Consider the following 26000-nt stretch of genomic DNA (forward strand, 5'->3'; position numbering starts at 1 on the left):
GTTTCACCGGTCGGCCGCCGATCCCGGCGAACAGCCACAACGGCGTCCTCTGCGAGAAGTCCGGCGCGTGCTCGCCGAGATCCGGCAATCCCACCGGTGCGCGACCTCAGCACCAGGGCGATGGCGTGGTCGCCCGCTCCGCCTCGAGGCGGACACATCGACGGCGACCACCACAACGCCCTTGCCGCGAACCTCCGCTTCCTGTGCTCGACTGCCACACTCAGGCGGACGACTTCAGCGGGCGCAGTCGCGGCACGTACGCCGCCTCGAAGGTGAGACCGGGCCGATCCCTAGACTGAGCGCCGCCAGCCGGAGTGGTGGAACAGGCAGACACGCAGGTTTTAGGTACCTGTGCCCTAGGGCGTGGGGGTTCGAATCCCCCCTTCGGCACCAGATGCGACGCTGCGTGCGCTCAGCTCCCGCCGTGTCCCTCTTCACGCAGCCGCGGCACGGTGGTGCCCGCCGGCCTGATGCCGGTCTTGTCGGCGTAGAACGCCCGGATCCGGTCCATGTCGGCGACCACGTCTCCGGTGAGGTCGAACGTCGGACCCCAGCCGACGGTCCGCGAGGGCCCGTCGAGGAAGGCCAGCGTGATCGGCAGCCCGGTCTGCTGGGAGATCCGGTAGAAGCCGGACTTCCAGTAGTCGCCCTTGCTGCGGGTGCCCTCGGCCGCGATCCCGAGCAGGAACGTCTCGTCGGTCTCGGCGTCGGCGAGCAGCGCCCGGATCGTCGCGCCCGGATTGTCCCGGTCGAGCTCCACGGCGCCGCTCGCCCGCATGATCGGCGCGAGCGGGCCCTTGAAGAACGACTCCTTGACCAGGAGCCGGATCTGCACGTCGTTGTCCCACGCCAGGAGCATGGTGAGCACCCAGTCCCAGTTGGACGTGTGCGGAGCGCCGACCAGGATGCCCTTGCGTGGCACCTCTCCGACGGTCTTCCAGCGGGACACCTTGAGCAGCAGGCGGGCCAGGTTGCGGCGGACGAAGAAGTGCCGCCTCATGACGAGATGATCCGCGCCACGATCGGCGCCATCCGGCGCAGCGCCCAGCCCCGGTGGGAGATCGCGTCCTTGTCCTCGACGGACAACTCGGCGGTCGTGAGGCCCGGCCGGTCGTCGGCCTCGAAGAGCACGTCGTAGCCGAAACCACCGCTCCCCCGCACCTCGCGGATCACCCGGCCCGGCATGGTGCCGCTCGCGCACTCCTCGCCACCGCGGTGGACGAACGCCACCGCACACATGAAGTGCGCCCCCCGCCGCTCGTCGGGTACGTCGGCCAGCTGGGCGAGCAGCAGCTCGTTGTTGCGGGCGTCCTGCCCCGACTTCGAGCCCAGCGGCGGACCCGACCATCGGGCGGAGAGCACCCCCGGCATCCCGTTGAGGGCGTCGACACACAGGCCGCTGTCGTCGGCCAGCGACGGCAACCCGGTCGCGGCCATCCCGGCCCGGGCCTTGAGCAGCGCGTTGCCCTCGAACGTCGCCTGGTCCTCGACCGGCTCGTCGTAGCCGTCGACGTCGTCGATGCCGACCACCTCGATGTCGGGGAGGTGCTCGCGGAGGATCCGCTCCATCTCCTCGATCTTCTTGCGGTTGCGGGAGGCGAGGAAGATCCGGGTGGTCATGAGCCGAGTGCTTCGGTCTGCAGCCGGGTGAGGTCGGCGCAGCCCTTCTCCGCGAGCGCAAGGAGGGCGTCGAGCTCGGCCCGGTCGAAGGCCGCACCCTCGGCGGTCCCCTGCACCTCGACGAACTTGCCGCCGCCGGTCATCACGACGTTCATGTCGGTCTCGGCACGCACGTCCTCGACGTAAGGCAGGTCGAGGCGCGGGACGCCGTCGATGATGCCGACGCTGATCGCGGCGACGGAGCCGGTCAGCGGCTCGCCCGTCAGCGCGCCGGTGGAGCGCAGGTGGGCGACCGCGTCGGCGAGCGCGACGTACGCCCCGGTGATCGCGGCGGTGCGGGTGCCGCCGTCGGCCTGGAGCACGTCGCAGTCGAGCTGGATGGTGTTCTCCCCCAGCGCCTGGTAGTCGATGACCGCGCGCAGCGAGCGGCCGATCAGCCGGCTGATCTCGTGGGTGCGCCCGCCGATCCGGCCCTTGACCGACTCGCGGTCCGAGCGGGTGTTCGTCGAGGCGGGGAGCATGGCGTACTCCGCGGTGACCCAGCCCAGCCCGGATCCCTTGCGCCAGCGCGGCACCCCGGGCGACGCGGACGCCGCGCACAGGACCTTGGTGCGGCCGAACTCGATCAGCACCGAGCCGGCCGCGTGGTCGAGCCAGTTGCGGGTGATCGTGATCGGGCGGAGCTCGTCGTCGGCGCGGCCGTCTTCTCGCGGTGCTGCTGTCATGCCCCGACCCTAGTGCGCCCCTGCGATACCTCCGACAGGGCCGTCGGCACCGCCGAGGGACCGGGTCGCCGATGCCGTACGTCGTGCTGCCGACGCCGGGAGGTGTCGGTCGATGCCCGGTGCAGAGCTGGGTGACTACTTGACCTCGGCCCGCAGCACCCGCCAGATGCCGATGGCGAGCGGCAGCACCAGCCAGATGATGCCGGACACGATCAGGTGCCCCCACTCGCCGCCGTCCAGCGACATGCCGTAGAGCGGGCCCTGGGCCGACTGGAAGTCGATCCAGGGCGCCAGCGAGTCGAACCAGGCCATCAGCGCGGCACCCAGGGCGATCAGGCCCGGGAGCACCCACCGGTAGACGAAGAAGACCACGATGGCGGCGGCGGTGTTGAGGAAGAGCGTCGCCAGCGCGAAGCCGCCGAGCATCGCGAACGTCTGCGTGATCAGGAAGCCGACGAAGCCGGCCCACCCGAACTCCCAGTCCGCCGGACCCTGGAGCGCACCGTAGAGCAGGTTGCACACCAGCCCGACGACCAGCGCCATCGCGATGGTCGCGAAGGTGAGGATGATCCCGACGGTGGCCTTGGCGAGGAACACCAGCGGGCGGCGCGGCTCGAGAGCGAAGGTGACCATCGCGGTGCGCTGACCCCACTCCGCGGTGACCAGCATGATGCCGAGCACCGGCAGCAGGATCGAGGTGACGAAGGCCGCGGCCGCGACGAAGTCGCCGTACGTCATCGCCTGGTCCTGGGTGACCACGACGGCGAGCACGATGCCCTCGGTGAGGAGCACCAGGAAGCCGATCACGGCGAGCAGCCAGAACCCGGCGCGGGTGTCGTAGGACTTGCGCAGCTCGACGCGCACCAGCCGGAGGAACGGCGTGGGCCGGGTGGACGACAGGTCGAGCGCGTGGCCGAGGCCCGGAGCGGTCGTGCTCACGTCACTTCACCTCCGCGCGCAGCACGCGTGCCACACCGATCGCGAGCGGCACCACGAGCCAGACGAAGCCGGAGACCGCGAAATGCGCCCAGTCCTCGCCGGTCATCGTCGCGTCGACCAGCGGACCCTGGGCGTAGTTGAAGTCGATCCAGGGACGGATGGTGTCGAACCAGCCGATCAGCGCGGCGCCGAGGCCGAAGAGGCCCGGCAGGACGAACGAGTAGACCATGTAGAGCACGATCGCGGCCGGGGAGTTGAGCAGCAGCGCGGCGAACGCGAAGCCGGTCAGCATCCCGATCACCTGGAGCAGCACGAACCCGCCCACGTTGGCGAGGCCGAGGTCCCAGACCACCTCGTCGCCCGACAGCAGCCCGTAGAGCGCGTTGCAGATCGTGGCGAGGACGAGGGCGATGACCACCGCGGCGACGGCGAGACCGATCCCGACCACGAACTTCGCCGCGATGATCAGCGGCCGCCGGGGCTCGAGGGAGAAGGTCACCATCGCGGTGCGCTGGCTCCACTCGCTGGTCAGCAGCAGGATGCCGAGGACCGGGAGCAGCAGCGCCATCGAGAAGTTCGTGGACGTCAGGAAGTCGTTGTAGGAGACGTTGAGGTCCTGGGCGACCACGACCGAGAGCTGGATGACCATGACCGCGGCCGTGAGGACGGCGGTCGAGATCAGCAGCCACAGCCCGGCGCGGGTGTCCCAGGTCTTGCGCAGCTCGACCCGGGCCAGCCGGGAGAACGGCGTCGGCGACGTGGACGACAGGTCCAGCGCGTGGCCGAGGCCCGGGACGGCGGTGGCACTCATGCGACGACCTCGCGCTGCGTGTCGGACGTCAGCTCGAGGAAGAGGTCCTCGAGGCCGCCGTCGGCGGCGCGCAGGTCGGTGAGCACGATCGAGTGCTCCGCCGCCGTACGGCCGACCTCCACCGGGTCGGTCTCGACCCGGAGGCCGTCACCGGCGCTCGCGACCACGAAGCCCTTGGCGGCCAGCGCGTCGGACAGCTGGCGGTTGTCCAGGGCCGTGACGAACGTCGAGCCCGACCCGACCGCTCCCGCCAGGAGCGACTTCTTGTCGCCCTGGGCGACGATCCGGCCGTGCCCGATGAGGATCATCTCGTCGGCGATGATCTCCACCTCGTGCAGGAGGTGGCTGGACAGCAGCACGGTGCCGCCGCGCTCGGCGTACCCCTTGAGCAGCCCGCGCATCCACCGGATGCCGGCGGGGTCGAGGCCGTTGGCCGGCTCGTCGAGGATCAGGACCGACGGGTCGCCGAGCAGCGCGTGCGCGATGCCGAGACGCTGCTTCATGCCGAGCGAGTAGTTGCGCAGCCGGCGCTTGGACTCCGCCGGGCTCAGCGAGACCAGGTCGAGCATCTCGTCGATGCGCGACGACGGCAGGCCCATGGTGCGAGCGCCGAGCTCGAGGATCTCGCGGCCGGTGCGTCCGGCGTGCTGGGCCGAGGCGTCGAGCAGCACGCCGACGTGGCGGCCCGGGTTGGGGATGTCCTGGTAGAGGTGACCGCCGATGGTCACCCGTCCCGAGGTGGGCGGGGTGAGCCCGACCATCACCCGCATCGTGGTCGTCTTGCCGGCACCGTTGGGACCGAGGAATCCGGTCACCCTCCCGGGCTGGCAGACGAAGCTCACGTTGTCCACCGCGGTGAACGTGCCGTACTTCCTGGTGAGTCCTTCGACCTGAATCATGAGGCCACTGTGCCCGACCGGCGGGCGCCGTCGCATCGGCCACGCGGATGAAGGGGTGCTGACCAAAGTAGGGGGTCGCGGCAGACCGTGGGAGCCTGCGGCCGGACGGAGGGCCGCCTAGCCTGGCGGCGTGGACCGCCCAGCGCCGGAGGAGTACCAGCCGCCCCTGCGGCTGTGGAGCCACGTGTGGCGCGTCTCCCTCATGCTCGCCATCAGCGCGGTCGCGTGGCTGCCGGTGGCCTCGAAGCAGGCCCACGACCACCCGTACTGGTTCTTCGCCGACCTCCTCATCGGGCTCGCGGGCTACGTCGCCGTCTTCTTCCGCCGGCGCTGGCCGGTGCCGGTCGCGCTCGCGCTCGCGCTGGCCAGCGCGGTGTCCGGCACCATCGCGGGACCGGCCGTACTCGCGCTGGCGTCGCTCGCGACCCGGCGACGGTGGCGCGAGCTCGCGGTCGTCGGCTCCGTGGCGTTCGCCGCGTCCCAGCTCTTCACCACGATCTTCCCGACGGACAACGGCGAGCCCGCGTGGCTCGACCTCCTCGTCAACGCGGTCTTCACCGCCGCGGTCCTCAGCTGGGGCATGTACGTCGGGTCCCGGCGCGAGCTGATCTGGACCCTGCGCAACCGCGCCGAACGGGCCGAGGCCGAGCAGGAGCTCCGCATCGTCCAGGCGCGCAGCAACGAGCGCGCCCGGATCGCCCGCGAGATGCACGACGTCCTCGCCCACCGCATCTCCCAGGTCTCGATGCATGCCGGCGCCCTGACCTTCCGGACCGACCTCACCGCGGACGAGATGCGGGCGAGCGCCGGGGTGATCCAGCAGCAGGCGCACGAGGCGCTCACCGACCTGCGGGGCGTGCTCGGCGTGCTCCGCGACGAGAGCACCGGCGAGCTGTCCCACGCCCCGCAGCCGACGTACGCCGACCTACCGCAGCTCGTCGCCGACGCGACGCGGTCGGGAGCGCGGGTGGAGCTCGAGGACTTCGTGGCCGACCGGTCGGTGCCCGACGCGGTCGGCCGGACCGTCTACCGGATCATCCAGGAGGGCATCACCAACGCCCGCAAGCACGCGCCAGGAGCCCTGCTCACCGTCCAGGTGAGCGGGTCCGAGGAGCACGGCATCGACGTCCTGCTCCGCAACCCGGTCGGCTTCGGGCCGACGCAGACACCCGGTGCCGGCCTGGGCCTGATCGGCCTCGCCGAGCGGGCGGAGCTGCGTGGCGGGCGGCTCGACCACGGCCGCGACGGCTCGACGTTCGTGCTGCACGGCTGGATACCGTGGGCGTCATGACCACCCCACGGAGACGCTCGCTTCGCGCCGGCTCCCGCAGGGACCCCGGCATCTCGTGGCAGCTGTGACGTCAGTGCTGGTCGTCGACGACGACCCCTTGGTGCGCTCCGCACTCGGGCTGATGCTCGGGGGCCAGGCCGACATCGACGTCGTCGGCGAGGCGGGCGACGGGCGTCAGGGCGTCGCGCTGGCCCGTCAGCTGCGCCCGGACGTCGTGCTCATGGACATCCGGATGCCCGAGCTCAACGGGCTCGAGGCGACCCGTGAGCTGCTCTCCCGCCCGGACCCGCCCCGGGTCATCGTGCTGACCACGTTCGACGCCGACGAGCACGTCGTCGAGGCCCTGGCCGCCGGGGCCGACGGCTTCCTGCTCAAGGACACCCCGCCGGCGCAGATCCTGGAGGCGATCCGGCGGGTCGTCGACGACGAGCCGATGCTCTCCCCCTCGGTCACCCGCACCCTGATCCGGCGGCTGCGCGGTGACGTCGCCGACGACTCCACCGCCGCCCGCGCCGCCGATGCCGAGGCCCGGCTCGCACTGCTGACCGACCGCGAGCGCGAGGTCGCGCTGGCCGTCGGTCGGGGGCTCAGCAACGCCGAGATCGCCCGCGACCTCTTCCTCTCGGTGCCCACGGTCAAGGCACACGTGTCGCGGCTCTTCGACAAGCTGGCGGTGACCAACCGGGTGCAGATCGCGATCTGCGTGCACGACGCTGGACTGAACCTGTGAGGTCCAGGAGCCGTCGGGAGATCGAGGCCGCCGGTGGTGGTCAGAGGTCGTACGTCGCGCCGGCACGGGCCAGCTCGACGGGCCCGTCGTACGCCGCGACCGCCTCGGCGAGCGCGGTCTCCGGGTCGTACCACGGCGGGATGTGCGTGAGGAGCAGGCGCTTGACCCCGACGCGGGCGGCGACCCGGGCGCTGTCGGTGCCGGTGAGGTGGAGGTCGGCCGGGTTGTCCTCGCCGGAGATGAACGACGCCTCGGCCAGGAAGACGTCCGCGTCGCGGGCGACGTCGTCGAGGGCCGGGCACGGCCCGGTGTCACCGCTGTAGGCGACGGTCACCCCGTCCGCGGACACGCGGAGGCCGAAGGCCGGCACCGGGTGGGCCACCGGGATCGCCTCGATCGCGAACGGGCCGACCTGCGCGGACCCCGCCCACTCCCGGAAGTCGAACTCCTCGGTCATCCCCGGGTCGGTGGACAGGTCGTAGGCACGGGCCATCCGGTCGGCGGTGCCCACCGGGCCCCACACCGGGATCCGGGGCTGAGGACCGGTCGGGTGGTACTTGCGCATCACGTAGAAGCCGGAGAGGTCCAGGCAGTGGTCGGCGTGCAGGTGGCTCAGCAGCACGGCGTCGACGGCCAGCGGGTCGGCGTAGGTGTGCAGCGCGCCGAGCGCGCCGCTGCCGAGGTCGAGGAGCACCCGCCAGGTGCGGCCGTCGGCGTCGTCGGCCTCGAGCAGGTAGCAGCTGGCCGGCGAGTGCGGCCCGGGGTAGGAGCCGGAGCAGCCGACGATGGTGAGCCTCAACGGGGTCCCCGATCGATGGTTCGCGCAGGAGCGAAGCGGGGGTGCGGAGCATCGATCGGGGTGTTCATGCCAGGCCGCCGACGAACTGGGAGGCGGCGACCATCTCGGGACCGAGGAACCGGCGCCCGATCGTCTCGAACTCGGCGGGGGCACCCGTGGTGAGGAACGCGTACGACGCGTCGCCGCCGTCGCGCATCAGGTCGGTGCGGACCAGCATCTTGAAGACGTCCTTGGCGCACTCCTCGGCGCTGCTGACCAGGGTCACGTTGTCGCCCATCACGTAGGAGATCACGCCGGTCAGCAACGGGTAGTGCGTGCACCCGAGGATCACCGTGTCGACGCCCTCGGAGATCAGCGGGTCGAGGTACTCGTGCGCGACGCCGATCAGCTCGTCGCCGCCGGTGATCCCGGCCTCGACGAAGTCGACGAAGCGCGGGCAGGCCTGGGTGGAGAGCCGCACGTGCGGGGCGGCGGCGAAGGCGTCGTCGTACGCCATCGACTCGGCCGTGGCACGGGTGCAGATGACCCCGATCCGCCCGGTCCGGCTGGCGGCGACCGCGCGCCGCGTCGCGGGGTAGATGACCTCGACCACGGGGACGTCGTAGCGCTCCCGGGCGTCGCGGAGCATCGCCGCGCTGGCGGAGTTGCAGGCGATGACCAGCGCCTTGACGCCCTGCTCGACCAGGTGGTCGAGGCACTCGAGGGCGTACTCGCGGACCTCGCCGATCGGCTTCGGCCCGTAGGGCTGGCGGGCGGTGTCGCCGACGTAGACGATCGACTCGTGCGGCAGCTGGTCGATGACCGACCGGGCCACGGTGAGGCCACCGAAGCCGGAGTCGAAGATGCCGATCGGGGCTTCCCTCGACTCGACGGACGTCGTCACTGAGCGCACAGCACGCAAGGCTAGGCGGTCGGAGGCTCTCGCGCAGGGGCTCGCGACGCACGTCACGAGAGACAGCCGTCACGGTGGGTACCGTTCGGAGCATGCTGCGCGCCCGTTCCCTCGCCACCGCCGCCCTCGCCCTCGCCCTGGTGGTCCCGGTCACCGCCTGCGACGGCCGGGCCGGAGGAGCACCCGAGGAGGCGGCTCTGCGCGGTGCGAGCACGACGCCCGGTGCCACCGCGACCCCGGCGCCCGACCAGCACGTCCTCGCGATCTCGGTCGACGGCCTCAACACGGAGGCGATCACCCAGCTGGGCGCCACGGGCGCGCCGACCCTGCACCGGCTGCTGGCCGAGGGCGCGGGCACGCTGAACGCCCGCACCGAGTTCGAGCAGACCGTGACCCTGCCCAACCACACGAGCATGATGACGAGCCGGCGGATCGACGCCGCCCGCGACGGTCACGGGGTGACGTGGGACGACGACCGTCGCGGCACCACCGTGCAGCGTGCGGCCGGTCACCCGGTCGCGTCGATCTTCTCCGTGGTGCACGCCGACGGCGGGTCGACCGCGCTCTACTCGACCAAGACGAAGTTCGGCCTCTACGAACGGTCCTGGCCGGCCGGCATCGACAGCTACACGGTCCGGGAGAACCAGAGGAAGCTGGTCGCCCTGGCCCGGGCCGACCTGCTCGACGGGGCGGCGACGTTCACGTTCCTGCACGTCTCGCTGCCGGACCGCACCGGCCACGAGTTCGGCGGGATGTCGAGCCGGTACGTCGCGGCCGTGCAGAAGACCGACAAGCAGCTCGGCACCCTGGTCCGCGCGCTGGCGGGTGGCGACGTGACCGTGATCCTGACCGCCGACCACGGGTTCGCCACCGGCAAGACCGACCACTCGGCGCGCCGGGACATCGAGAACTACCGGATCCCGTTCGTCGCCTGGGGCGCGGGGGTCGACCCCGGCGACCTCTACGCGATGAACCCGGGCTTCCGCGACCCGGGCACGAAGCGGCCGTCGTACGCCGGGAAGCAGCCGGTGCGCAACGGCGACGTGGCCAACCTCGCCGCGATGCTGCTCGGCCTCGGCGCCGTGCCGGGCAGCGGGATCGACGCGGACCAGTCGCTGGCCGTCAGTGAGAGCCACTGACGTGGCCCGGTCTCGACACGCCGGTCGCGACCTCGTTCCTCGGTCGCGCGGCTCGCTCGACCACCATCAGCGGATCCGCTGACGCGTCTCCGCTAGTCGAAGAGCCGGGGCTGGGGCGGGCCCAGCGACGGGTCGACCCCGTCGAAGAGGCTGCTGACCGACTCACCGGCGTGGATCCGCTCAATCGCCTGGGCGAAGAGACCGGCCACCGAGCGGACGGTGAGCTCGGGCCAGTCCACCGGCGGTGGCACCGTGTCAGTGGTGACGACCTCGGTGATCATCGGGTGCTCGCGGAGCCGCTCGAGGGCCTTGCCGACGAAGAGCCCGTGGGTGCAGGCGACGGCCGCCTCGGTGCAGCCCTGGTCGGCGAGCCGGTCGAGGAGCTCGATGATCGACCCGCCGGTGGCGATCTCGTCGTCGAGGATGATCGCCCGGCGACCCACCACGTCGCCGACGATCGCGTCGATCACGACCTGGTCGTCGGCGAGCCGCTTCTTGCTGCCGGCCGCGACGGGCAGCCCGAGCAGGCGGGCGAACTGACTGGCGGTCTTGGCGTTCCCGAAGTCCGGCGAGACCACCACGGCGTCGGTGAGGTCCTGGCCCTGGAAGTGGTCGGCGAGGACGCCGAGCGCGGTGAGGTGGTCGACCGGCACCGAGAAGAAGCCGTGCACCTGGGGCGCGTGCAGGGTCATCGTCAGCACCCGGTCGACGCCGGCGGCGACCAGCATGTCGGCCACGAGGCGGCCACCGATCGAGATCCGCGACGCGTCCTTCTTGTCGGAGCGCGCGTAGGCGTAGTACGGGATGACGACCGTGATCTGGGCGGCCGAGGCGCCGCGGGCCGCGTCCACCATCAGCAGCAGCTCCATCAGGTGCTCCTGCGTGGGCGGCGACAGGGGCTGGACGATGTAGACGTCGCGCTGGCGGCAGTTCGCCTGGAGCTGGGCCTGGAGGCAGTCGTTGCTGAACCGGGTCACCTCGACCGACGAGAGCTCGAGGCCGAGGGCGTCGCAGATCGCGGTGGCCAGGGGGCGGTGGGCGCTGCCGCTGAAGACGACGATCTCGCGCAAGAGTGCTCCTGGAAGGAGGGCCGGCGTGGGGTGGCCACCGTAACCCCCGGACGGGCCCGCGGCCATAGCCCGCCGCGGTCCGGGTGCGGGCGGGAGAGTGCTGGGCGGTCAGGCCCAGAGCTGGCCCTCGAGCCGCTCCTCGGCCTCGTCGACGGTGCCTTCGTAGGCGCCGGTGGAGAGGTACTTCCAGCCGCCGTCGCAGACGACGAACGCGATGTCGGCGGACTCCCCCGCCTTCACGGCCTTGGCCGCCTGCCCGAGCGCGGCGTGCAGGATCGCGCCGGTGGAGATGCCGGCGAAGATGCCCTCGAGCTCCAGCAGCTCGCGGACCCGGCGTACGGCGTCACGCGGGCCGACCGAGAAGCGCGAGTCGATCAGCGAGGCGTCGTACAACTCCGGGACGAAGCCCTCGTCGAGGTTGCGCAGCCCGTAGACGAGCTCGCCGTACCGCGGCTCGGCGGCCACGATCTTGACCTCGGGCTTGGCGGAGCGGAAGAACCGGCTGACGCCCATGAGGGTGCCAGTGGTGCCGAGCCCGGCGACGAAGTGGGTGATGCCGGGGAGGTCGGCGAGCAGCTCGGGGCCGGTGCCCTCCTCGTGGGCGAGCGCGTTGGCGGCGTTGCCGTACTGGTAGAGCATCACCCAGTCGGGGTGCTCGGCGGCGACCTTCTTGGCAACCCGGACGGCCTCGTTGGAGCCGCCCGCAGCGGGCGACGACACGATCTCGGCGCCCCACATCCGGAGCAGCTGGCGGCGCTCGGCGGAGGTGTTCTCGGGCATCACGCAGACGATCCGGTAGCCCTTGAGCTTGGCGGCCATCGCCAGCGAGATGCCGGTGTTGCCGGAGGTCGGCTCGAGGATCGTGCAACCCGGGCGGAGGGTGCCGTCCTTCTCCGCCTCCTCGATCATCTTGAGGGCGGGCCGGTCCTTGATGGAGCCGGTGGGGTTGCGGTCCTCGAGCTTCGCCCACAGGCGTACGTCGGGGTGCGGCGACAGCCTCGGCAGGCCGACCAGCGGCGTGTTGCCGACCGACGCCAGGAGGTTGTCGTAGCGGGTCATCGCGTTCCTTCGGTGGTCGAGTGGCCCGAGCCGCTAGGCGAGGGCGTCGCGTTCCTTCGGTGGTCGAGTAGCCCGAGCCGCTAGGCGAGGGCGTATCGAGACCCGCCGGCGACGGCCGGCAGCACGACGACCTGGTCGCCGTCACTGAGCTCGGCCTCGAGGCCGCCGATGAAGCGGACGTCCTCGTCGTTGACGTAGACGTTCACGAAGCGGCGCAGGTCGCCGTTCTCGATGAGCCGTTCCTTGAGCCCGGGGTGGTTGGCCTCCAGGTCGTCGATCAGCGCGCTCAGGCTGGCACCGTCGGCCGTCACGGCCTTCTCGCCGCCGGTGTAGGTGCGCAGGATGGTCGGGATCCTGACCTCGATGGCCATCTGGTTCTCTCCTCGGTTGCTTCTTCTAGCGGGGCAGCTCGTCCACGACGGTGACCTCTTCCTCGGTCACCTCGCCGTCGACGATCCTGTAGGACCTGAACTCCACAGGGCCCTCGTTATTCCCGTGCTCGCGCGTGCTCACCAGCACGTAGTGCGCTCCGGGCTCGCTGGCCAGGCCGATGTCGGTGCGGCTCGGGTAGGCCTCGGTGGCGGTGTGCGAGTGGTAGACCACGACGGGCTCCTCGTCGTTCGCGTCCATCTCCTTGTAGAGCTGGAAGAGGTCCGTGGAGTCGAACTCGTAGAACGTCGGCGAGCCGGCGGCGTTGACCATCTCCACGAACCGCTCGGGGCGGTCGCTCCCCTCGGGGCCGGCGACGACGCCACACGCCTCGTCGGGGTGGTCGCGCTTGGCGTGGGCGACGATCGCGTCGTACGTCGCCTGGTCGATGGTCAGCACCGGACCAGCCTACGAGGCTCAGCGGCGGAACCTCGCCGCGGTCTCACCCGCGAGGACGTCGTCGATCCGCTCGCGGAGCCAGCCCGACATCGGGGGCAGCGCCTCGACCGGCCACCACCGCACCTCGGTGTTCTCGTCGTCGGCCACCCGGGCCTCGCCGCTGACCCAGGTGCAGGCGAAGGTCAGGTCGAGGTAGACGCCGAGGTCGCCGTTGCCGTGCTCGACCTGGGGGCTGGCGCCCACCGACGCCAGCCGGTCGACGCTCACGACGACGCCGGTCTCCTCGAGCGCTTCACGGGCGGTGCCGACCGCCGGCTCCTCCCCGGGGTCGAGGATGCCGGTGACGGGCGCCCACTCCCCGTTGTCGGCGCGTTTGGTGAGCAACACCTCGTCGCCGCGCAGGATCACCGCGGTGACGGCGGGAAGCCACAGCTCGTGGGTGCCGACCAGCCTGCGGAGCTCGACGACGAACGGGGGGATCGGCATCAGGCGCTCAACGCCTGGATCAGGGTCTCCTGGAGGTAGCCGACCCACTCGTAGATGTCGTGGGCCTGGGCGCGCGGGTCGTCGTCCGGCAGCGACAGCCAGTAGGCCTCGTCGTCCTCCTCGACGCCGAGCCGGGTCGCGAGCGCGAGCCGGAGGTCGGTGAAGGACCGCATCCACGTCTCGGCCGTCGGCTCGTCGAGCTCCACGTCGATCATCAGGCCGTCCTCGGTGAGCTCGGGCGGCAGCCCGGCCTCCTCGACGCCGTCGATGATCGCGACCGCGGCCGCGGCCTTGCCGTCGCGCAGCGAGCCCTCGGTGAAGCGACGGAACTCGGCCGCCGACTCCTCGTCCTTCGGGTACGCCGTGGGGAACAGCCGCGCGAGGACCGGGTCGTCGGGCTCCTGCGTGGGCCCGGAGAAGTCCATCATCGCCTCGAACGGGTCGACGTCGTCGCGCGGGACGGCCGCCTCGTTGCGCAGCAGCTCGACCAGCTGGGAGGCCAGCGACCGCAGCAGGTCCGCCTCGAAGCCGGTGAAGTTGGCGATGATCAGCTTGCTGCGGCGATGGCGGTGGAAGCCACTCATGACCGGCTCATTCAGCGTGCTCCATCGTCGCCCACAGGCCGTACTCGTGCATCGCCTGCACGTCGCGCTCCATCTCCTCGCGGGTCCCGTTGCTGACGACGGACTTGCCGTCCTCGTGGACCTCCATCATCAGCTTCTCGGCCTTCTTCTTCGGGTAGCCGAAGTACTTCTGGAACACGTAGGTGACATAGGACATCAGGTTGACCGGGTCGTTCCACACGATCGTCACCCACGGCTTGGCCGACTGGGTGATCTCGTCGGGAGTGAGGGTCGGCTCGACCTCGACGGGGGCGGACACGTTTCCCATGTTGGCACACTGTCACCCGTGGCCAACTCCCCGACACCGAGCCCGACGACCAGCACCGCTCTGCTGACCGACCACTACGAGCTGACGATGCTCCAGGCGGCGCTGCGGTCGGGCACCGCGCACCGTCGCGCGGTGTTCGAGCTCTTCCCCCGGCGGCTCCCCGAGGGGCGCCGCTACGGCGTGGTCGCCGGCGTCGGGCGCGCCCTCGACGCGATCGAGGCGTTCCGCTTCGACGCCTCGGTCCTGGAGGCGCTGACCGACGTCGTCGACGCCCCGACGCTGGAGTGGCTGGCGTCGTACCGCTTCTCGGGCGACGTCTGGGGCTACGCCGAGGGCGAGGCGTACTTCCCGCACTCCCCCGTGCTGATCGTGGAGTCGACGTTCGCCGAGGCCGTGCTCCTCGAGACCGTGCTCCTGTCGATCTACAACCACGACTCGGCGATCGCGTCGGCGGCGTCGCGGATGACGCTGGTCGCCGGCGACCGCCCGTGCATCGAGATGGGCTCGCGGCGCACCCACGAGGAGGCGGCGGTCGCCGCCGCGCGGGCGGCGTACGTCGCCGGCTTCACCGCCTCGTCCAACCTCGCCGCGCGGCACCGCTACGGCGTCCCGAGCACCGGGACGAGCGCCCACAGCTTCACCCTGCTGCACGACTCCGAGGCCGACGCGTTCCGGGCCCAGGTCGACTCGCTGGGCGCCGGCACGACGCTGCTGGTCGACACCTACGACATCGCCGAGGCGGTCGCGCTGGGGGTGTCGGTGGCCGGCCCGTCGCTCGGTGCGGTGCGGATCGACTCGGGCGACCTCGGCGTACTCGCGCACGAGGTGCGTGCCCAGCTGGACTCACTCGGCGCGACCGGGACGCGGATCATCGTGACCAGCGACCTCGACGAGTTCGCCATCGCGGCGCTGGCGGCCGCGCCGGTGGACGGGTACGGCGTGGGGACGCAGCTGGTCACCGGCAGCGGCCACCCGACCTGCGGCTTCGTCTACAAGCTGGTGTCCCGCGAGGACGCGAGCGGTGAGCTGGCGCCGGTCGCGAAGCGGAGCCCGGACAAGACGTCGGTGGGGGGACGCAAGTACGCGCTGCGCCGGCGCTCCGCGTCGGGGGTCGCGGAGCTGGAGGTGGTCGGGATCGGGCGCCCGCCCGTCGACGACGGTGACGACCGGTCGCTGCTGGTCCCGCTGGTGCGGGCCGGGGAGGCCGTCGGGCGCGAGCCGCTGGAGTCCGCGCGGGCGCGTCACCTCGCCGTACGAGACGAGCTGCCGGTGGCGGTCCAGCAGATGTCGAAGGGCGAACCGGTCATCCCGACCCTCCTCTCGTGACCGGTAGATTCGGAGGATGAGTCGCGCGCTGATCATCGTCGACGTCCAGAACGACTTCTGCGAGGGCGGGTCGCTACCCGTCGCGGGGGGCGCTCGGGTCGCTGCCGACATCGCCGAGGTGCTCCACCACTGGTCGGCCCAGGACCCGGAGAAGCCCGACTACGACCACGTCGTGGCGACCAAGGACCACCACGTCGCGCCCGGCGCGCACTGGTCCGCGTCGCCGGACTTCCGGGACTCGTGGCCGGTGCACTGCGAGGTCGGCACGGAGGGCGAGGCCTTCCACCCGAACCTCGACCCGCAGCCGTTCGACGCGGTCTTCCTCAAGGGCGAGCAGGCGGCTGCGTACTCGGGCTTCGAGGGACGGACCGCGGACGGCGTCGCCCTCGCGGACTGGCTGCGGTCGCACCAGGTCACCGAGGTCGACGTGTGCGGCATCGCCACGGACTACTGCGTGCGGGCGACGGCGCTCGACGCGCTGGCCGCCGGCTTCACGACCCGGGTGCTGACCTCGCTCTGCGCGGGTGTCGCGCCGGAGACCTCGGCCGCGGCCCTCGCCGAGCTGCGGTCGGCGGGGGTGAGCGTTGACTGACCTGGAGGTCCGCACCGAGGACGGCGTCCTGTGGCTGACCTTCAACCGGCCCGAGGTGCTCAACGCCGTCGACGGCCCGATGATGGTGGCGCTCGCCACGTCGCTCGAGGAAGCCCGGGCCCGCGACGACGTACGAGTCGTCGTCATCACCGGCACCGGTGCGGGCTTCAGCGCCGGCGCCGACATGGCGTCGCTGCGCCTCGCACCGGAGCACCCGGTCGAGACCATGGACGGCGCCAACCGGGTGATCCGCGCGGTGGTCGGCCTCGACAAGCCGGTGCTCGCGGCCGTCAACGGCGTCGCCGCCGGCGTGGCCTGCTCGGCGGCCCTGGCCTCCGACATCATCGTGGCCGCCGAGTCGGCGGCGTTCCTGCTGCCCTTCTCGCGGATCGGCCTGATGACCGACGGCGGCTCGTCCGCGACCGTCGCGGCGTCCATCGGGCGGGCGCGGGCGATGCGGATGGCGCTGCTGGCCGAGCCGCTGTCGGCCGCCGATGCGCTCGCGTGCGGGCTGATCACGCACGTCGCCCCGGACCGGGAGTTCCCTGCCGTGGTCGCCCGCCTGGCCGGGCGGCTCGCCTCCGGGCCCGCTCTCGCGCTGGCCGGGATGAAGAAGGCCATCAACGCCGCCACGCTCCCCCACCTCGAGGCCGCCCTCGACCGCGAGCACTCCGGCCAGCGCGCGCTCTTCACCACCCGCGACTTCACCGAGGGTCTCGATGCCTTCGCGTCCGGCCGGAAGCCCGACTTCCACGGCGACTGACCCGCTGTAACGCGGTGTTAGACCCTCTATGAACCCGTTAGAACGGGGTCACCAGTGGTCCTAACCCCGCGTTACAGCTGGCGGGCGCGGTCTCAGCGCGGGCGTCGGATCACGTACGGCGCGAGGTCGTCGATCGACGTTCCGAACCGGGCGTCGGTGTCGCGGATCTCGCGGTGCAACCTGAGCTGCGTGGCCTCCCAGGAGTCAGGCTGGACCTCGGACCACACCACGCGGGACATGCCGAGCTTGAACCCGCACAGCCAGTCCTGGCGCTGCTTCTCGCGCCAGATGATCTCGTCCGGAGACGCGTCGGCGTACCCGCCCGCCTCGACTGGCTGGTACTTGTGCTGTCCGTCGAACTCCACGAGATGGCGGCCGATCCGGAAGTCCACCCACGCCACGCGGCCGTGCTCCTGCAGGCCGAACTGAGGCTGGACGTAGCCGACACCGAGCTGCTTGAGCATCAACATGGTGAGGTCCTCGCCCGGGCTCTCGCACCGGCCGTCGGCCCACTCGACCGCGAGGCGCGGGACCGTCACGTACGGCCAGCTGGTCATGTCGCCGACGGCGGCACTCAGGGCGCGCCGTGTCTCGCCGGCCCGCAGGGCGGAGTTCGCCGCCACGATCGCGTGCCGCAGGCCGTGCTCCCGACCGATGTCGGCCACCGTGCGCGGCACGTTCAGCACGGCGTGGTCGTCGACGAAGTCGATGAGCCCCGTGCGGACCGGTGCCTTGTGGTGCTTGATCCCATGCCGCGTCCGGCCACCGAGCACGCCCACCCGGGTGACGTGCACCAGCCGCGGTCGGGCCTCGAGGATCGGCAGACCGTGGAGGTAGGCCGCCGAGTCGTGGCTGATCATGTGCGGCGTCCGCGTCGTGAGCGTGGCCGCCCACACCTCGAGCCTCGGCCGACCCACGTACGGATCGAGCGAGTCCCAGTGTGCTCGGGTCGTGTAGACACCGCGCCGTACCGCGACCCACTCTCCACGGCGGAGAAGGGCCGCGATCTCCTTGGGCGTCATCCCGGCCGCGATCGCCTGCCGGCGCAGGATCAGTCCGTGCTGGTGGGTCAGGTAGTAGGCGAAACGAGGCTGCATGCTTCACGGTCGGCGACATGCACCCTCGCCCGCCGGCGCCATCACTGCTCCTGTGGACGACCCCGCACCCTCGTCCCCTGTGGATGGCCGCCGGCCCGCCCCCGCAGCTGTAACGCGGGGTTAGACCCTCTGTGAACCCGTTAGAACGGGGTCACCAGTGGTCCTAACCCCGCGTTACAGCGAGCGGGCGGAGGCGGCGGAGGAGGAAATCGGCGCGGCGCGTCCGGTCCGTCCACCAACGAGAGCCTCGACACCGGAGGTGACATGATCCGCCACGAGATGTTCACGTCCGGTCCCGCTCTCGCGCCCCTGCGGGAACGACGCTTCCGCTGGTTCTTCCTCTCCCGCCTCGTCAACCTCACCGGTACGACGATGGCCCCGGTCGCACTCGCCTTCGCGGTGCTCGAGGTGAGCAACTCCGCAAGCGCACTCGGGCTGGTGCTGGCGGCGCGCAGCATCCCGCAGGTGGTCTTCCTGCTGGCCGGTGGTGTGATCGCGGATCGATTCGGCCGCACCGTGGTCATCCAGGTCGCCAACGTCTGCGCGGGCCTGACCCAGGGACTGCTCGCCGTGCTCCTGGTGACGGGCCACGCCGAGCTGTGGCACTTCGTGGCGCTCAGCGCACTCAACGGCACGGTGTCGGCGATCAGCATGCCGGCCCTCGCCGGCGTCGTGCCGGCGCTCGTGCCCCGCGACCAGCTGCAGGCCGCCAACGTGCTCACCTCGCTGTGCCGCAACGCGCTGGCCGTCCTCGGCCCGAGCGTCGCCGCGGTGCTGGTCGTGACGATCGGCCCGGGCTGGGCGCTCGCGGCCGATGCCCTGACCTGGCTGGTCGCCGCGGTGCTGCTGGCGCCGGTGCGTCTCCCCGGTCGCGCCCACACCGGGATCCAGCCGTCGATGGTCCGCGAGCTGCGCGAGGGGTGGCACTACGTCCGCAGCACGACCTGGCTGTGGGTGGTGGTCCTCGCGTTCGGCTTCCTCAACGCGATCCACGCCGGGGGGCTCGACACCCTCGGGCCGGTGCTCGCCCACGACACCTCGATCGGGGCGCACGGCTGGGGCCTGATCATGTCCGCACAAGCGGTCGGGCTGCTCGTCATGAGCCTGGTGCTGCTGCGGTTCCCGCTCCAGCGGCCGCTGCTGGTCGGCATGGTCGGCGTCGCGTTCTTCGGTGTCCCGCTGATCGTGATGGGTGCCTACCCGCACACGGTCGCCGTGATGGCCGCCGCGGTCCTGGCCGGCATGGGCATCGAGGTCTTCGGTCTCGGGTGGAACCTCGCCATGCAGGAGAACGTGCCCGACGACATGCTGGCGCGCGCGTACTCGTACGACATGCTCGGCTCGTTCGTCGCGATCCCGGTCGGCCAGCTCACCTTCGGCCCGCTCGCATCGGCGTTCGGCATCCAGGAGGTGCTGCTCGTCGGCGGCGTGGTCTACCTCGTCGGGGCGCTCTCGGTCCTGCTCTCGCGGTCGGTCCGCACCCTGCCGCGGGTCAGCACCACGTCGTCGCCAGCTTCCTGATCACCGTCAGGTTGCGGTTGGTCGCGACCCCGAGGTGCTTCTCGATGACCGCGTTGGTCAGTTTTGCCTCGTGGTAGTTGGCCCCCAGCAGCAGGTGCACGGCGCGACCGCCGACCCGGGCGACCTCGTCCGCCGAACCGGCCGCCTCGACCGCCTTGATCGCCGCGGCGGTCGGCGGGTTCTTGAGCAGCGAGACGTAGTGCCGGCCGCCGTGGCCGAACGACTCCGCCTCGTCGGCGATCGCCCTCAGCTCCTTCGGCGTGAAGACGATCGTCGGCACCTCGAAGCCGCGGTCGTCGGCGAACGCCTTCTCCAGTGCTGCCTCGACCTTCGCCCGCGACCGCAGCGCGCTCTCGAGTCGGACGTTGCCGGTGTTGATGTACGTCTCGACCTCGGTGAACCCGGCCTCCTCGACCGCCGCCCTGATCGCGTCCTTGGGGAACTTGCGCTTCGCTCCGAGGTTGATCGCCCGGAGGAACGCGATGTACGTCGCCATGCGCGCATCCTGCCTCGTGAGCCGGCTCACGGAGCACTACATAGGTTGCCTATGTAATCTGGAGACGTGTCCGACACCGAGCTCGCCAGCGACCTGGTCGTCCACGCGGCCCGGCTCGTGCGCGCCGTACGGCGCGATCTCGAGCTGCCCGCCGGGACCCGGATCATCTCCCTCCTCGACGAGCACGGCCCGCTGGGCATCACCCAGCTCGCCGAGCTCGACCGCTGCTCGCAGCCGACGATGTCGGCGGCGGTCGCCCAGCTCGTCGAGAGCGGCTGGGTCACCAAGAAGCCCAACCCGGACGACGCCCGCGGCACCGTCGTCACCCTGTCCGACACCGGTCGCGACGAGCTGCGTCGCGTCCGCCGTCGGCACGGTGAGCGCGTCGCCGCCCTCGTCGCCCAGCACCCCGACCTCACTACCGAAGACCTCGCCACGGCCGTCGCCGTGCTCCGCGGGATCCTCCAGGAAGGCACCTCGTGAGTCACCTCTCCTCCACCACCGAGCCCGAGGCGGGCTCCTTCCTCAAGCAGCCGCGCGCGGTGTGGGCCGTCGCCTTCGCCTGCGTGATCGCGTTCATGGGCATCGGCCTGGTGGACCCGATCCTCAAGGAGATCGCGGCCGAGCTCGAGGCGACGCCGAGCCAGGTGTCGCTGCTGTTCACCAGCTACATGGCGATCATGGGCGTCGCGATGCTCGTCACCGGCGTCGTGTCCAGCCGGATCGGCCCGAAGCGCACGCTGCTCACCGGCCTCGTCCTCATCATCGTCTTCGCCGCGCTCGCCGGCTCGTCCGACAGCGTGGGCGCGATCATCGGCTTCCGCGCCGGCTGGGGCCTCGGCAACGCGCTCTTCGTCGCCACCGCCCTCTCCACGATCGTGAGCGCCTCCCGGGGCTCCGTCGCCCAGGCGATCATCCTGTTCGAGGCGGCCCTCGGTCTCGGCATCGCGTCCGGCCCGCTCATCGGCGGGCTGCTCGGTGAGCAGTCCTGGCGCGGGCCGTTCTTCGGCGTCTCGGTCCTGATGACCATCGCCCTGGTCGGGACCGCCTTCTTCCTGCCGGCCACGCCGCCCCGAGGACGCCGTACGTCGCTGGCCGACCCGTTCCGCGCCCTGCGGCACCCCGCGCTGCTGCTGATCGCGCTGGTCGCGATCTGCTACAACCTCGGCTTCTTCACGCTGCTCGCCGCCGGCCCGTTCGCGCTGCCGAGCTTCGACATCATGCAGATCGGCTGGACGTTCTTCGGCTGGGGCATCCTGCTCGCCCTCACCTCGGTCGCGGTCGCCCCGCGGCTGCAGCGCGTCTTCGGCACGCTGCCGACGCTGCTCGCGATGCTCGTGCTCTTCGGGCTCGACCTGGTCGCGATGGCCGTCTTCACGACCAGTGAGGCAGCGGTCGCCACGGCGATCATCGTGGCCGGCGCCTTCCTCGGCGTCATCAACACCCTGGTCACCGAGGCCGTGATGGGAGCGGCCCCGGTCGAGCGGCCGGTCGCGTCCGCGGCGTACTCCTTCGTCCGCTTCACCGGTGGCGCCATGGGCCCCTACGTCGCACTCAAGCTGGCCGAGCACGTCGGCGTGCACGCGCCGTTCTGGTTCGGCGCGATCGCCGTCGGGATCGGGGTGGTCATCCTGGCTGCGGGCACCCGCACCATCGGCCGAGCCCTGCACGGGGACTCCCCTGCAGGCCACAGCGTGGCCGAGGCCGAGGCGGAGCTGGTCGGCGATCTCGCCTGACCGCTCCCCGCATGTAACGCGGTGTTGGACCCACTATGAACCCGTTAGAACAGGGTCACCAGAGGGTCTAACACCGCGTTACAGCTGCGGGCGGGCGGCGCGGGTCAGAGGTTGCCGCGGGCGTCCTGCTCGCGCTCGATGGCCTCGAAGAGCGCCTTGAAGTTGCCCTTGCCGAAGCCGAGCGAGCCGTGCCGCTCGATCAGCTCGAAGAAGACGGTCGGCCGGTCGCCGAGCGGCTTGGTGAAGATCTGCAGGAGGTAGCCGTCCTCGTCGCGGTCGACCAGGATCGCGCGCTTCTGCAGCTCCTCGATCGGCACCCGCACGTTGCCGATCCGGGCGCGCAGCTCGGGGTCCTGGTAGTAGGAGTCGGGCGTCGCGAGGAACTCGACACCGTTGGCGCGCAGCGCGTCGACCGACGCGATGATGTCGTTGGTCGCGACCGCGAGGTGCTGGGCGCCGGCACCGCGGTAGAACTCGAGGTACTCGTCGATCTGCGACTTCTTCTTCGCGATCGCGGGCTCGTTGAGCGGGAACTTCACCCGGTGGTTGCCGTTGGCGACCACCTTGCTCATCAAGGCGGAGTAGTCGGTGGCGATGTCGTCGCCGATGAACTCCGCCATGTTCACGAAGCCCATCACCCGGTTGTAGAACTGCACCCACTCGTCCATGTGACCGAGTTCGACGTTGCCGACGATGTGGTCCAGCGCCTGGAACAGCCGCTTCGGCTGGCCTTCGGGCTTCACCCAGGTGCTCACCCTCGCGACGTAGCCGGGCAGGTAGGGGCCGTCGTAGCGGCTGCGGTCGACGAGCGTGTGGACGGTCTCGCCGTACGTCGCGATCGCGGCGATCCGCACCGTGCCGTGCTCGTCGGTGACGTCCTCGGGCTCGCGGACGACGCGGGCTCCCGCGCGCCTGGCCTGGGCGATGCACCGGTCGACGTCGGGCACCTCGAGAGCGATGTCGACGACGCCGTCGCCGTGGCGGCGGTGGTGGTCGGCCAGCGCGGAGTCGGGGTCGACGGCGCCGTTGAGCACGAACTTGATCGAGCCGGACCGCAGCACGAAGGACTTGTGGTCGCGGTTGCCGTTCTCGGGGCCCGAGTAGGCGACCAGCTCCATGCCCCACGCGGACTGGTAGTAGTGCGCGGCCTGGGTCGCGTTGCCGACCACGAAGACGATCGCGTCCCATCCGGTGACCGGGAAGACGTCGCCCTCCTCGTCGTACTCGACGAGCCCGACGAGCTGCTGCAGCTGCTCGAGGGTCAGGTCGGCCTTGAGCTCGTCGGCGGTCAGGGCGTGGTGGGTCGTCGTCATGCGCAGAGCCTGACGGGACGAGTCATTGTGTGCAACAGTACGGCGATACTCTGTGCAACTTGTCCTAGGGAAGGCGCCGACATGGACGATCTCGACGGCAGATTGATCGAGCTCTTCGCCGCCGAGCCGCGCGTCGGCGTGCTCGAGGCGTCCCGGCGGCTCGGGGCCGCGCGCGGCACGGTGCAGGCCCGGCTCGACAAGCTGGTCGCCTCCGGCGTCGTCACCGGGTGGGGACCGGACCTCTCCCCCGCCGCGCTCGGCTACCCGGTCACGGCGTTCCTCACCCTCGAGATCCGCCAGGAGACCAGCGGCCACGACGCGGTCGGCGCGCACCTGGCGGCGATCCCCGAGGTGCTCGAGGCACACACGATCACCGGCGCCGGCGACATGTGGGCCCGGGTCGTCGCCCGCTCGAACACCGACCTCCAACGGGTCATCGACCTGGTCCTCGAGACGCCCGCGATCGTGCGGTCGTCGACCGTGATCGCGCTCGCGACCCAGGTGCCCTACCGGGTCCGCCCGCTGGCCCGCACGGTCACGGGGGGCTGAGCCGCGCGGCCACCTCGGCGGCCGCCCGGCCGACCAGCGGCCCGATCGTGTCCACGTCGATCTCGGTGCCGAGCGTGACGATGCCGACGCTCGCCTCGAGGCCCTCGACCCCGCGCACCGGGGCGGCCAGCCCGCGTGCGCCCGCCTGCAGCTCGCCCGCCGTCACCGCGTACGGCGCCGGGTCCGACCCCCGCCCGAGCAGGATCGCCTTGCCTGCCGCGCCCTGGCTGAGCGGGTGCCGCGACCCGACCCGGTAGCTGACGTGGAAGTCGGTCCACGACGGCTCCACGACGGCGAGCGCCAGAGCCTCGTCGCCGTCGGCGACGGTGAGGTGGGCGGTGCAGCCGACCGCCTCGGCCAGGTCGCGCAGCACGGGTACGGCGAGGTCGCGCAGCACCGGTTGCACGGCGGAGGCGAGGTGCAGGACACCCAGGCCGACGTGGAGGCGGCCGCGCGCGTCGCGTCGTACGAGCGCGTGCTGCTCGAGCGTGCTCACCAGCCGGTAGACGACGGTGCGGTTGACCGCGAGCCGGCCGGCCAGCTCGGTGACCGTCAGCCCGTCGGGCGACGACGCCAGCACCCCGAGGACGCGGAGCCCGCGGTCCAGGGTCTGGGACGTCTCGGCCGGCATGCCTCGGAGTCTAGGGACCTCAGGACGACTTGCGGACCGCCCATTCGCGGACCTTGTCGATCCGCGCGTGCAGCTGCTCGGCGGTGGCGACCGCGGCCGCCGGGCCGCCGCACTCCTTGCGCAGCGCGGCGTGGGTGATGCCGTGCGCCTGTCCGGTCCGGTGGAACCACGCGGCGACCAGGCCGTTGAGCTCGCGCCGCAGGACCGCCAGCTGCTCGTGGGTCGTCACCTCCGCGACCGTGTCGGGCTCGGGCTTCGGTGCGGCCTTCTGCTTGCGGGCCCGGTCGCTCTGGCGCTGCTGGAGCAGCTCGCGCATCTGGCCGGGCTCGAGCAGGCCCGGGATGCCGAGGAAGTCCATCTCCTCCTCCGAGCCGACGTGCACCTCGCCGGCGTGGCCGAACTCGCCTCCGTCGAAGAGCACCCGGTCGAAGCGTGCCTCCGAGCCCAGCGCCTCGAACGACGCCTCGAGCTCGTCGGACGCCGACTCCCCGGCGTTCGCCTGGGCGAGCAGGTCGTTCTCGGCGGCGAAGATGTCGCCCTCGTCGCTGATCCTGCGGCCCAGCACGTGGTCGCGCTCGACCTCCATCTCGGAGGCGAACCCGAGCAGCGCCGGCACCGACGGCAGGAACACCGACGCCGTCTCTCCCCGGGTGCGGGCCCGCACGAAGCGGCCGACCGCCTGGGCGAAGAAGAGCGGGGTCGAGGTCCGGGTGGCGTAGACACCGACCGCGAGGCGCGGCACGTCGACCCCTTCGGACACCATGCGTACGGCGACCATCCAGCGCCGGTCGCTGTCGGTGAACTCGCTGATCTTCTTCGACGACGCCTTCTCGTCGGAGAGCACCACGGTCGCGGGCTCGCCCGTGATCTGCTTCAGGGTCTTGGCGTAGGACCGCGCGGTGTCCTGGTCCGAGGCGATCACCAGGCCGCCCGCGTCGGGGACGTGCCGGCGCACCTCGGTGAGGCGGCTGTCCGCGGCCGCGAGCACCGACGGGATCCACGATCCGCTCGGGTCGAGGGCGGTGCGCAGCGCCTGGGCGGTGAGGTCCTTGGTGAGCGGCTCCCCCAGGCGCGCGGCGATCTCGTCGCCGGCCCGGGTCCGCCAGGACATCTCACCGGAGTAGGCCATGAACAGCACCGGCCGGACGACGTGGTCGGCCAGCGCGTGCGCGTAGCCGTAGGTGAAGTCGGCGACCGAGCGCGGCACCCCGTCGTCGCCCGGGGCGTAGGTGACGAACGGGATCGGGTTGATGTCGGAGCGGAACGGCGTACCGGTCAGCGCGAGCCGGCGGGTGGCCGGCTCGAACGCCTCGCGCACGCCCTCGCCCCACGACATCGCGTCACCGGCGTGGTGCACCTCGTCGAGGATCACCAGGGTCTTGAAGCGTTCGGTGCGGATCCGCATCGCCAGCGGGTTGACCGCCACCCCGGCGTACGTCACGGCGATGCCGACGAAGTCCTGCGAGGTCTTGCCCTTGCCGGCGGCGTACGTCGGGTCGATCGGGATGCCCGCGCGCGCGGCCGCCTCGGCCCACTGGAGCTTGAGGTGCTCGGTGGGGGCGACGACCGTGATCCGGTCGACGATCCGGCGCCCCAGCAGCTCGGCTGCGACCGACAGCGCGAACGTCGTCTTGCCGGCACCGGGCGTCGCCACGGCGAGGAAGTCGCGCGGGTGCTGCTCGAAGTACTGCCGCATCGCCGCCGTCTGCCAGGCACGCAGCGAGGGCGCCGTCCCCCAGGCCGCACGCTCCGGCCAGGCCGGCGTCAGCGCGATGGGCAGGGGGTCGGCCTCGGGCC

At 71.5% G+C, this 26000-nt stretch carries 30 protein-coding genes and 1 tRNA gene; 11 read left to right on the top strand and 20 right to left on the bottom strand.

Annotated elements, in window-relative coordinates; translation table 11 throughout:
• The first annotated feature begins 308 nt into the window (after nucleotides 1–308).
• Nucleotides 309–393: transfer RNA gene (locus PD653B2_RS11475), tRNA-Leu, on the top strand.
• A 19-nt stretch (nucleotides 394–412) separates the two neighbouring features.
• Here the strand turns inward: PD653B2_RS11475 and PD653B2_RS11480 are convergent.
• From PD653B2_RS11480 to PD653B2_RS11505, 6 genes are all read right to left on the bottom strand, one after another.
• Complete coding sequence (locus PD653B2_RS11480; protein ID WP_085872520.1) at nucleotides 413–1000, bottom strand: lysophospholipid acyltransferase family protein; 588 nt, start codon at nucleotides 998–1000, stop codon at nucleotides 413–415.
• Nucleotides 997–1620, bottom strand: coding sequence for an RdgB/HAM1 family non-canonical purine NTP pyrophosphatase (gene rdgB / locus PD653B2_RS11485; protein ID WP_085872521.1), 624 nt, complete (start codon nucleotides 1618–1620; stop codon nucleotides 997–999). The genes PD653B2_RS11480 and rdgB overlap by 4 nt, the downstream gene beginning before the upstream one ends.
• Complete coding sequence (rph, locus tag PD653B2_RS11490; RefSeq protein WP_085872522.1) at nucleotides 1617–2345, bottom strand: ribonuclease PH; 729 nt, start codon at nucleotides 2343–2345, stop codon at nucleotides 1617–1619. Before rph ends, rdgB begins: the two co-directional genes overlap by 4 nt.
• Nucleotides 2346–2480: 135 nt before the next feature.
• Entirely contained in the window at nucleotides 2481–3284 is an 804-nt protein-coding gene (locus tag PD653B2_RS11495) for an ABC transporter permease (protein WP_085872523.1), read from the bottom strand.
• Nucleotide 3285: 1 nt separating this feature from the next.
• Nucleotides 3286–4095, bottom strand: a complete 810-nt coding sequence (locus PD653B2_RS11500) for an ABC transporter permease (RefSeq protein ID WP_085872524.1) — start codon at nucleotides 4093–4095, stop codon at nucleotides 3286–3288.
• Nucleotides 4092–4994, bottom strand: a complete 903-nt coding sequence (locus PD653B2_RS11505) for an ABC transporter ATP-binding protein (protein ID WP_085872525.1) — start codon at nucleotides 4992–4994, stop codon at nucleotides 4092–4094. The genes PD653B2_RS11500 and PD653B2_RS11505 overlap by 4 nt, the downstream gene beginning before the upstream one ends.
• A gap of 130 nt (nucleotides 4995–5124) precedes the next feature.
• Between PD653B2_RS11505 and PD653B2_RS11510 the strand changes: the two genes are divergently transcribed.
• Nucleotides 5125–6285, top strand: coding sequence for a sensor histidine kinase (locus PD653B2_RS11510; RefSeq protein WP_085872526.1), 1161 nt, complete (start codon nucleotides 5125–5127; stop codon nucleotides 6283–6285).
• 55 nt (nucleotides 6286–6340) lie between these two features.
• Nucleotides 6341–7015 carry a response regulator gene (locus PD653B2_RS11515; protein ID WP_085872527.1) on the top strand — a complete coding sequence of 225 codons (675 nt, stop codon included), beginning with the start codon at nucleotides 6341–6343 and terminating at the stop codon, nucleotides 7013–7015.
• 40 nt (nucleotides 7016–7055) lie between these two features.
• Here PD653B2_RS11515 and PD653B2_RS11520 read toward each other — a convergent pair whose 3' ends face one another.
• Both PD653B2_RS11520 and murI read right to left on the bottom strand, forming a co-directional pair.
• The gene (locus PD653B2_RS11520; protein ID WP_085872528.1) at nucleotides 7056–7814 is read right to left on the bottom strand and encodes an MBL fold metallo-hydrolase; all 759 of its coding nucleotides are present in this window, start codon (nucleotides 7812–7814) and stop codon (nucleotides 7056–7058) included.
• 64 nt (nucleotides 7815–7878) lie between these two features.
• Nucleotides 7879–8706, bottom strand: coding sequence for a glutamate racemase (murI, locus tag PD653B2_RS11525; RefSeq protein WP_089503948.1), 828 nt, complete (start codon nucleotides 8704–8706; stop codon nucleotides 7879–7881).
• 92 nt (nucleotides 8707–8798) lie between these two features.
• Between murI and PD653B2_RS11530 the strand changes: the two genes are divergently transcribed.
• On the top strand, nucleotides 8799–9845 hold the full coding sequence (locus PD653B2_RS11530) for an alkaline phosphatase family protein (RefSeq protein WP_085872530.1): 1047 nt from the start codon (nucleotides 8799–8801) through the stop codon (nucleotides 9843–9845).
• 92 nt (nucleotides 9846–9937) lie between these two features.
• On the opposite strand, the gene PD653B2_RS11535 is transcribed toward PD653B2_RS11530, so the two are convergent.
• The 7 genes from PD653B2_RS11535 to clpS all read right to left on the bottom strand — a co-directional run bounded on the left by PD653B2_RS11535 (nucleotide 9938) and on the right by clpS (nucleotide 14179).
• Entirely contained in the window at nucleotides 9938–10915 is a 978-nt protein-coding gene (locus PD653B2_RS11535) for a ribose-phosphate diphosphokinase (RefSeq protein WP_085872531.1), read from the bottom strand.
• Nucleotides 10916–11023: 108 nt separating this feature from the next.
• Nucleotides 11024–11974 (bottom strand): PLP-dependent cysteine synthase family protein, encoded by a 951-nt coding sequence (locus PD653B2_RS11540; RefSeq protein WP_085872532.1) that lies wholly within the window; start codon nucleotides 11972–11974, stop codon nucleotides 11024–11026.
• Between the two features lie 80 nt (nucleotides 11975–12054).
• A complete protein-coding gene (locus PD653B2_RS11545) occupies nucleotides 12055–12345 on the bottom strand; it encodes a MoaD family protein (RefSeq protein ID WP_085872533.1) in 291 nt (96 codons plus the stop codon).
• Nucleotides 12346–12370: 25 nt separating this feature from the next.
• Nucleotides 12371–12802, bottom strand: a complete 432-nt coding sequence (locus PD653B2_RS11550) for a Mov34/MPN/PAD-1 family protein (RefSeq protein ID WP_085872534.1) — start codon at nucleotides 12800–12802, stop codon at nucleotides 12371–12373.
• A gap of 18 nt (nucleotides 12803–12820) precedes the next feature.
• Complete coding sequence (locus tag PD653B2_RS11555) at nucleotides 12821–13288, bottom strand: NUDIX hydrolase (protein WP_085872535.1); 468 nt, start codon at nucleotides 13286–13288, stop codon at nucleotides 12821–12823.
• Nucleotides 13288–13872: a DUF2017 domain-containing protein gene (locus PD653B2_RS11560; protein ID WP_085872536.1), complete on the bottom strand. Its 585-nt coding sequence runs from the start codon at nucleotides 13870–13872 to the stop codon at nucleotides 13288–13290. The genes PD653B2_RS11555 and PD653B2_RS11560 overlap by 1 nt, the downstream gene beginning before the upstream one ends.
• A gap of 7 nt (nucleotides 13873–13879) precedes the next feature.
• Nucleotides 13880–14179: an ATP-dependent Clp protease adapter ClpS gene (gene clpS / locus PD653B2_RS11565; protein WP_085872643.1), complete on the bottom strand. Its 300-nt coding sequence runs from the start codon at nucleotides 14177–14179 to the stop codon at nucleotides 13880–13882.
• 18 nt (nucleotides 14180–14197) lie between these two features.
• Between clpS and PD653B2_RS11570 the strand changes: the two genes are divergently transcribed.
• The 3 genes from PD653B2_RS11570 to PD653B2_RS11580 are packed head-to-tail and all read left to right on the top strand — an operon-like array spanning nucleotide 14198 to nucleotide 16860.
• Complete coding sequence (locus tag PD653B2_RS11570) at nucleotides 14198–15505, top strand: nicotinate phosphoribosyltransferase (RefSeq protein ID WP_207559525.1); 1308 nt, start codon at nucleotides 14198–14200, stop codon at nucleotides 15503–15505.
• 16 nt (nucleotides 15506–15521) lie between these two features.
• The gene (locus PD653B2_RS11575; protein WP_085872537.1) at nucleotides 15522–16097 is read left to right on the top strand and encodes a nicotinamidase; all 576 of its coding nucleotides are present in this window, start codon (nucleotides 15522–15524) and stop codon (nucleotides 16095–16097) included.
• The gene (locus PD653B2_RS11580; RefSeq protein WP_085872538.1) at nucleotides 16090–16860 is read left to right on the top strand and encodes an enoyl-CoA hydratase; all 771 of its coding nucleotides are present in this window, start codon (nucleotides 16090–16092) and stop codon (nucleotides 16858–16860) included. Before PD653B2_RS11575 ends, PD653B2_RS11580 begins: the two co-directional genes overlap by 8 nt.
• A 92-nt stretch (nucleotides 16861–16952) precedes the next feature.
• Here the strand turns inward: PD653B2_RS11580 and PD653B2_RS11585 are convergent, their stop codons facing one another.
• Nucleotides 16953–17957 (bottom strand): type IV toxin-antitoxin system AbiEi family antitoxin domain-containing protein, encoded by a 1005-nt coding sequence (locus PD653B2_RS11585; protein ID WP_085872539.1) that lies wholly within the window; start codon nucleotides 17955–17957, stop codon nucleotides 16953–16955.
• Nucleotides 17958–18221: 264 nt separating this feature from the next.
• On the opposite strand from PD653B2_RS11585, the gene PD653B2_RS11590 reads away from it, so the two are divergent.
• Complete coding sequence (locus tag PD653B2_RS11590) at nucleotides 18222–19478, top strand: MFS transporter (protein ID WP_242665250.1); 1257 nt, start codon at nucleotides 18222–18224, stop codon at nucleotides 19476–19478.
• Here PD653B2_RS11590 and PD653B2_RS11595 read toward each other — a convergent pair.
• A complete protein-coding gene (locus PD653B2_RS11595) occupies nucleotides 19450–19974 on the bottom strand; it encodes a DUF1697 domain-containing protein (RefSeq protein WP_085872540.1) in 525 nt (174 codons plus the stop codon). The genes PD653B2_RS11590 and PD653B2_RS11595 overlap by 29 nt on opposite strands.
• 66 nt (nucleotides 19975–20040) lie before the next feature.
• On the opposite strand from PD653B2_RS11595, the gene PD653B2_RS11600 reads away from it, so the two are divergent.
• Both PD653B2_RS11600 and PD653B2_RS11605 read left to right on the top strand, forming a co-directional pair.
• Nucleotides 20041–20457: a MarR family winged helix-turn-helix transcriptional regulator gene (locus PD653B2_RS11600; protein ID WP_085872541.1), complete on the top strand. Its 417-nt coding sequence runs from the start codon at nucleotides 20041–20043 to the stop codon at nucleotides 20455–20457.
• On the top strand, nucleotides 20454–21710 hold the full coding sequence (locus tag PD653B2_RS11605; protein ID WP_085872542.1) for an MFS transporter: 1257 nt from the start codon (nucleotides 20454–20456) through the stop codon (nucleotides 21708–21710). The genes PD653B2_RS11600 and PD653B2_RS11605 overlap by 4 nt, the downstream gene beginning before the upstream one ends.
• A 104-nt stretch (nucleotides 21711–21814) precedes the next feature.
• On the opposite strand, the gene hppD is transcribed toward PD653B2_RS11605, so the two are convergent.
• Nucleotides 21815–23023 carry a 4-hydroxyphenylpyruvate dioxygenase gene (gene hppD, locus PD653B2_RS11610; protein WP_085872543.1) on the bottom strand — a complete coding sequence of 403 codons (1209 nt, stop codon included), beginning with the start codon at nucleotides 23021–23023 and terminating at the stop codon, nucleotides 21815–21817.
• 81 nt (nucleotides 23024–23104) lie between these two features.
• Here hppD and PD653B2_RS11615 point away from each other — a divergent pair, with 81 nt between their 5' ends.
• Nucleotides 23105–23572, top strand: coding sequence for an Lrp/AsnC family transcriptional regulator (locus PD653B2_RS11615; protein WP_085872544.1), 468 nt, complete (start codon nucleotides 23105–23107; stop codon nucleotides 23570–23572).
• Here the strand turns inward: PD653B2_RS11615 and PD653B2_RS11620 are convergent.
• Nucleotides 23559–24203 carry an IclR family transcriptional regulator gene (locus PD653B2_RS11620; protein WP_085872545.1) on the bottom strand — a complete coding sequence of 215 codons (645 nt, stop codon included), beginning with the start codon at nucleotides 24201–24203 and terminating at the stop codon, nucleotides 23559–23561. The two genes, PD653B2_RS11615 and PD653B2_RS11620, sit on opposite strands and share 14 nt — an antisense overlap.
• A gap of 19 nt (nucleotides 24204–24222) precedes the next feature.
• Complete coding sequence (locus PD653B2_RS11625; protein WP_242665257.1) at nucleotides 24223–25899, bottom strand: DEAD/DEAH box helicase; 1677 nt, start codon at nucleotides 25897–25899, stop codon at nucleotides 24223–24225.
• Nucleotides 25900–26000: the final 101 nt, after the last annotated feature.

This window comes from Nocardioides sp. PD653-B2, assembly GCF_002117935.1.
GTDB lineage: Bacteria > Actinomycetota > Actinomycetes > Propionibacteriales > Nocardioidaceae > Nocardioides.

Bases quoted from the DNA above. Each gene is read 5' to 3' on its own strand.
- PD653B2_RS11480 (WP_085872520.1), bottom strand. From the start codon at position 1,000: ATGAGGCGGCACTTCTTCGTCCGCCGCAACCTGGCCCGCCTGCTGCTC.
- rdgB (WP_085872521.1), bottom strand. From the start codon at position 1,620: ATGACCACCCGGATCTTCCTCGCCTCCCGCAACCGCAAGAAGATCGAG.
- rph (WP_085872522.1), bottom strand. From the start codon at position 2,345: ATGACAGCAGCACCGCGAGAAGACGGCCGCGCCGACGACGAGCTCCGC.
- PD653B2_RS11500 (WP_085872524.1), bottom strand. From the start codon at position 4,095: ATGAGTGCCACCGCCGTCCCGGGCCTCGGCCACGCGCTGGACCTGTCG.
- PD653B2_RS11505 (WP_085872525.1), bottom strand. From the start codon at position 4,994: ATGATTCAGGTCGAAGGACTCACCAGGAAGTACGGCACGTTCACCGCG.
- PD653B2_RS11530 (WP_085872530.1), top strand. From the start codon at position 8,799: ATGCTGCGCGCCCGTTCCCTCGCCACCGCCGCCCTCGCCCTCGCCCTG.
- PD653B2_RS11540 (WP_085872532.1), bottom strand. From the start codon at position 11,974: ATGACCCGCTACGACAACCTCCTGGCGTCGGTCGGCAACACGCCGCTG.
- PD653B2_RS11545 (WP_085872533.1), bottom strand. From the start codon at position 12,345: ATGGCCATCGAGGTCAGGATCCCGACCATCCTGCGCACCTACACCGGC.
- PD653B2_RS11555 (WP_085872535.1), bottom strand. From the start codon at position 13,288: ATGCCGATCCCCCCGTTCGTCGTCGAGCTCCGCAGGCTGGTCGGCACC.
- PD653B2_RS11560 (WP_085872536.1), bottom strand. From the start codon at position 13,872: ATGAGTGGCTTCCACCGCCATCGCCGCAGCAAGCTGATCATCGCCAAC.
- clpS (WP_085872643.1), bottom strand. From the start codon at position 14,179: ATGGGAAACGTGTCCGCCCCCGTCGAGGTCGAGCCGACCCTCACTCCC.
- PD653B2_RS11575 (WP_085872537.1), top strand. From the start codon at position 15,522: ATGAGTCGCGCGCTGATCATCGTCGACGTCCAGAACGACTTCTGCGAG.
- PD653B2_RS11585 (WP_085872539.1), bottom strand. From the start codon at position 17,957: ATGCAGCCTCGTTTCGCCTACTACCTGACCCACCAGCACGGACTGATC.
- PD653B2_RS11590 (WP_242665250.1), top strand. From the start codon at position 18,222: ATGATCCGCCACGAGATGTTCACGTCCGGTCCCGCTCTCGCGCCCCTG.
- PD653B2_RS11595 (WP_085872540.1), bottom strand. From the start codon at position 19,974: ATGGCGACGTACATCGCGTTCCTCCGGGCGATCAACCTCGGAGCGAAG.
- hppD (WP_085872543.1), bottom strand. From the start codon at position 23,023: ATGACGACGACCCACCACGCCCTGACCGCCGACGAGCTCAAGGCCGAC.
- PD653B2_RS11615 (WP_085872544.1), top strand. From the start codon at position 23,105: ATGGACGATCTCGACGGCAGATTGATCGAGCTCTTCGCCGCCGAGCCG.
- PD653B2_RS11620 (WP_085872545.1), bottom strand. From the start codon at position 24,203: ATGCCGGCCGAGACGTCCCAGACCCTGGACCGCGGGCTCCGCGTCCTC.
- PD653B2_RS11625 (WP_242665257.1), bottom strand. From the start codon at position 25,899: ATGCGGCAGTACTTCGAGCAGCACCCGCGCGACTTCCTCGCCGTGGCG.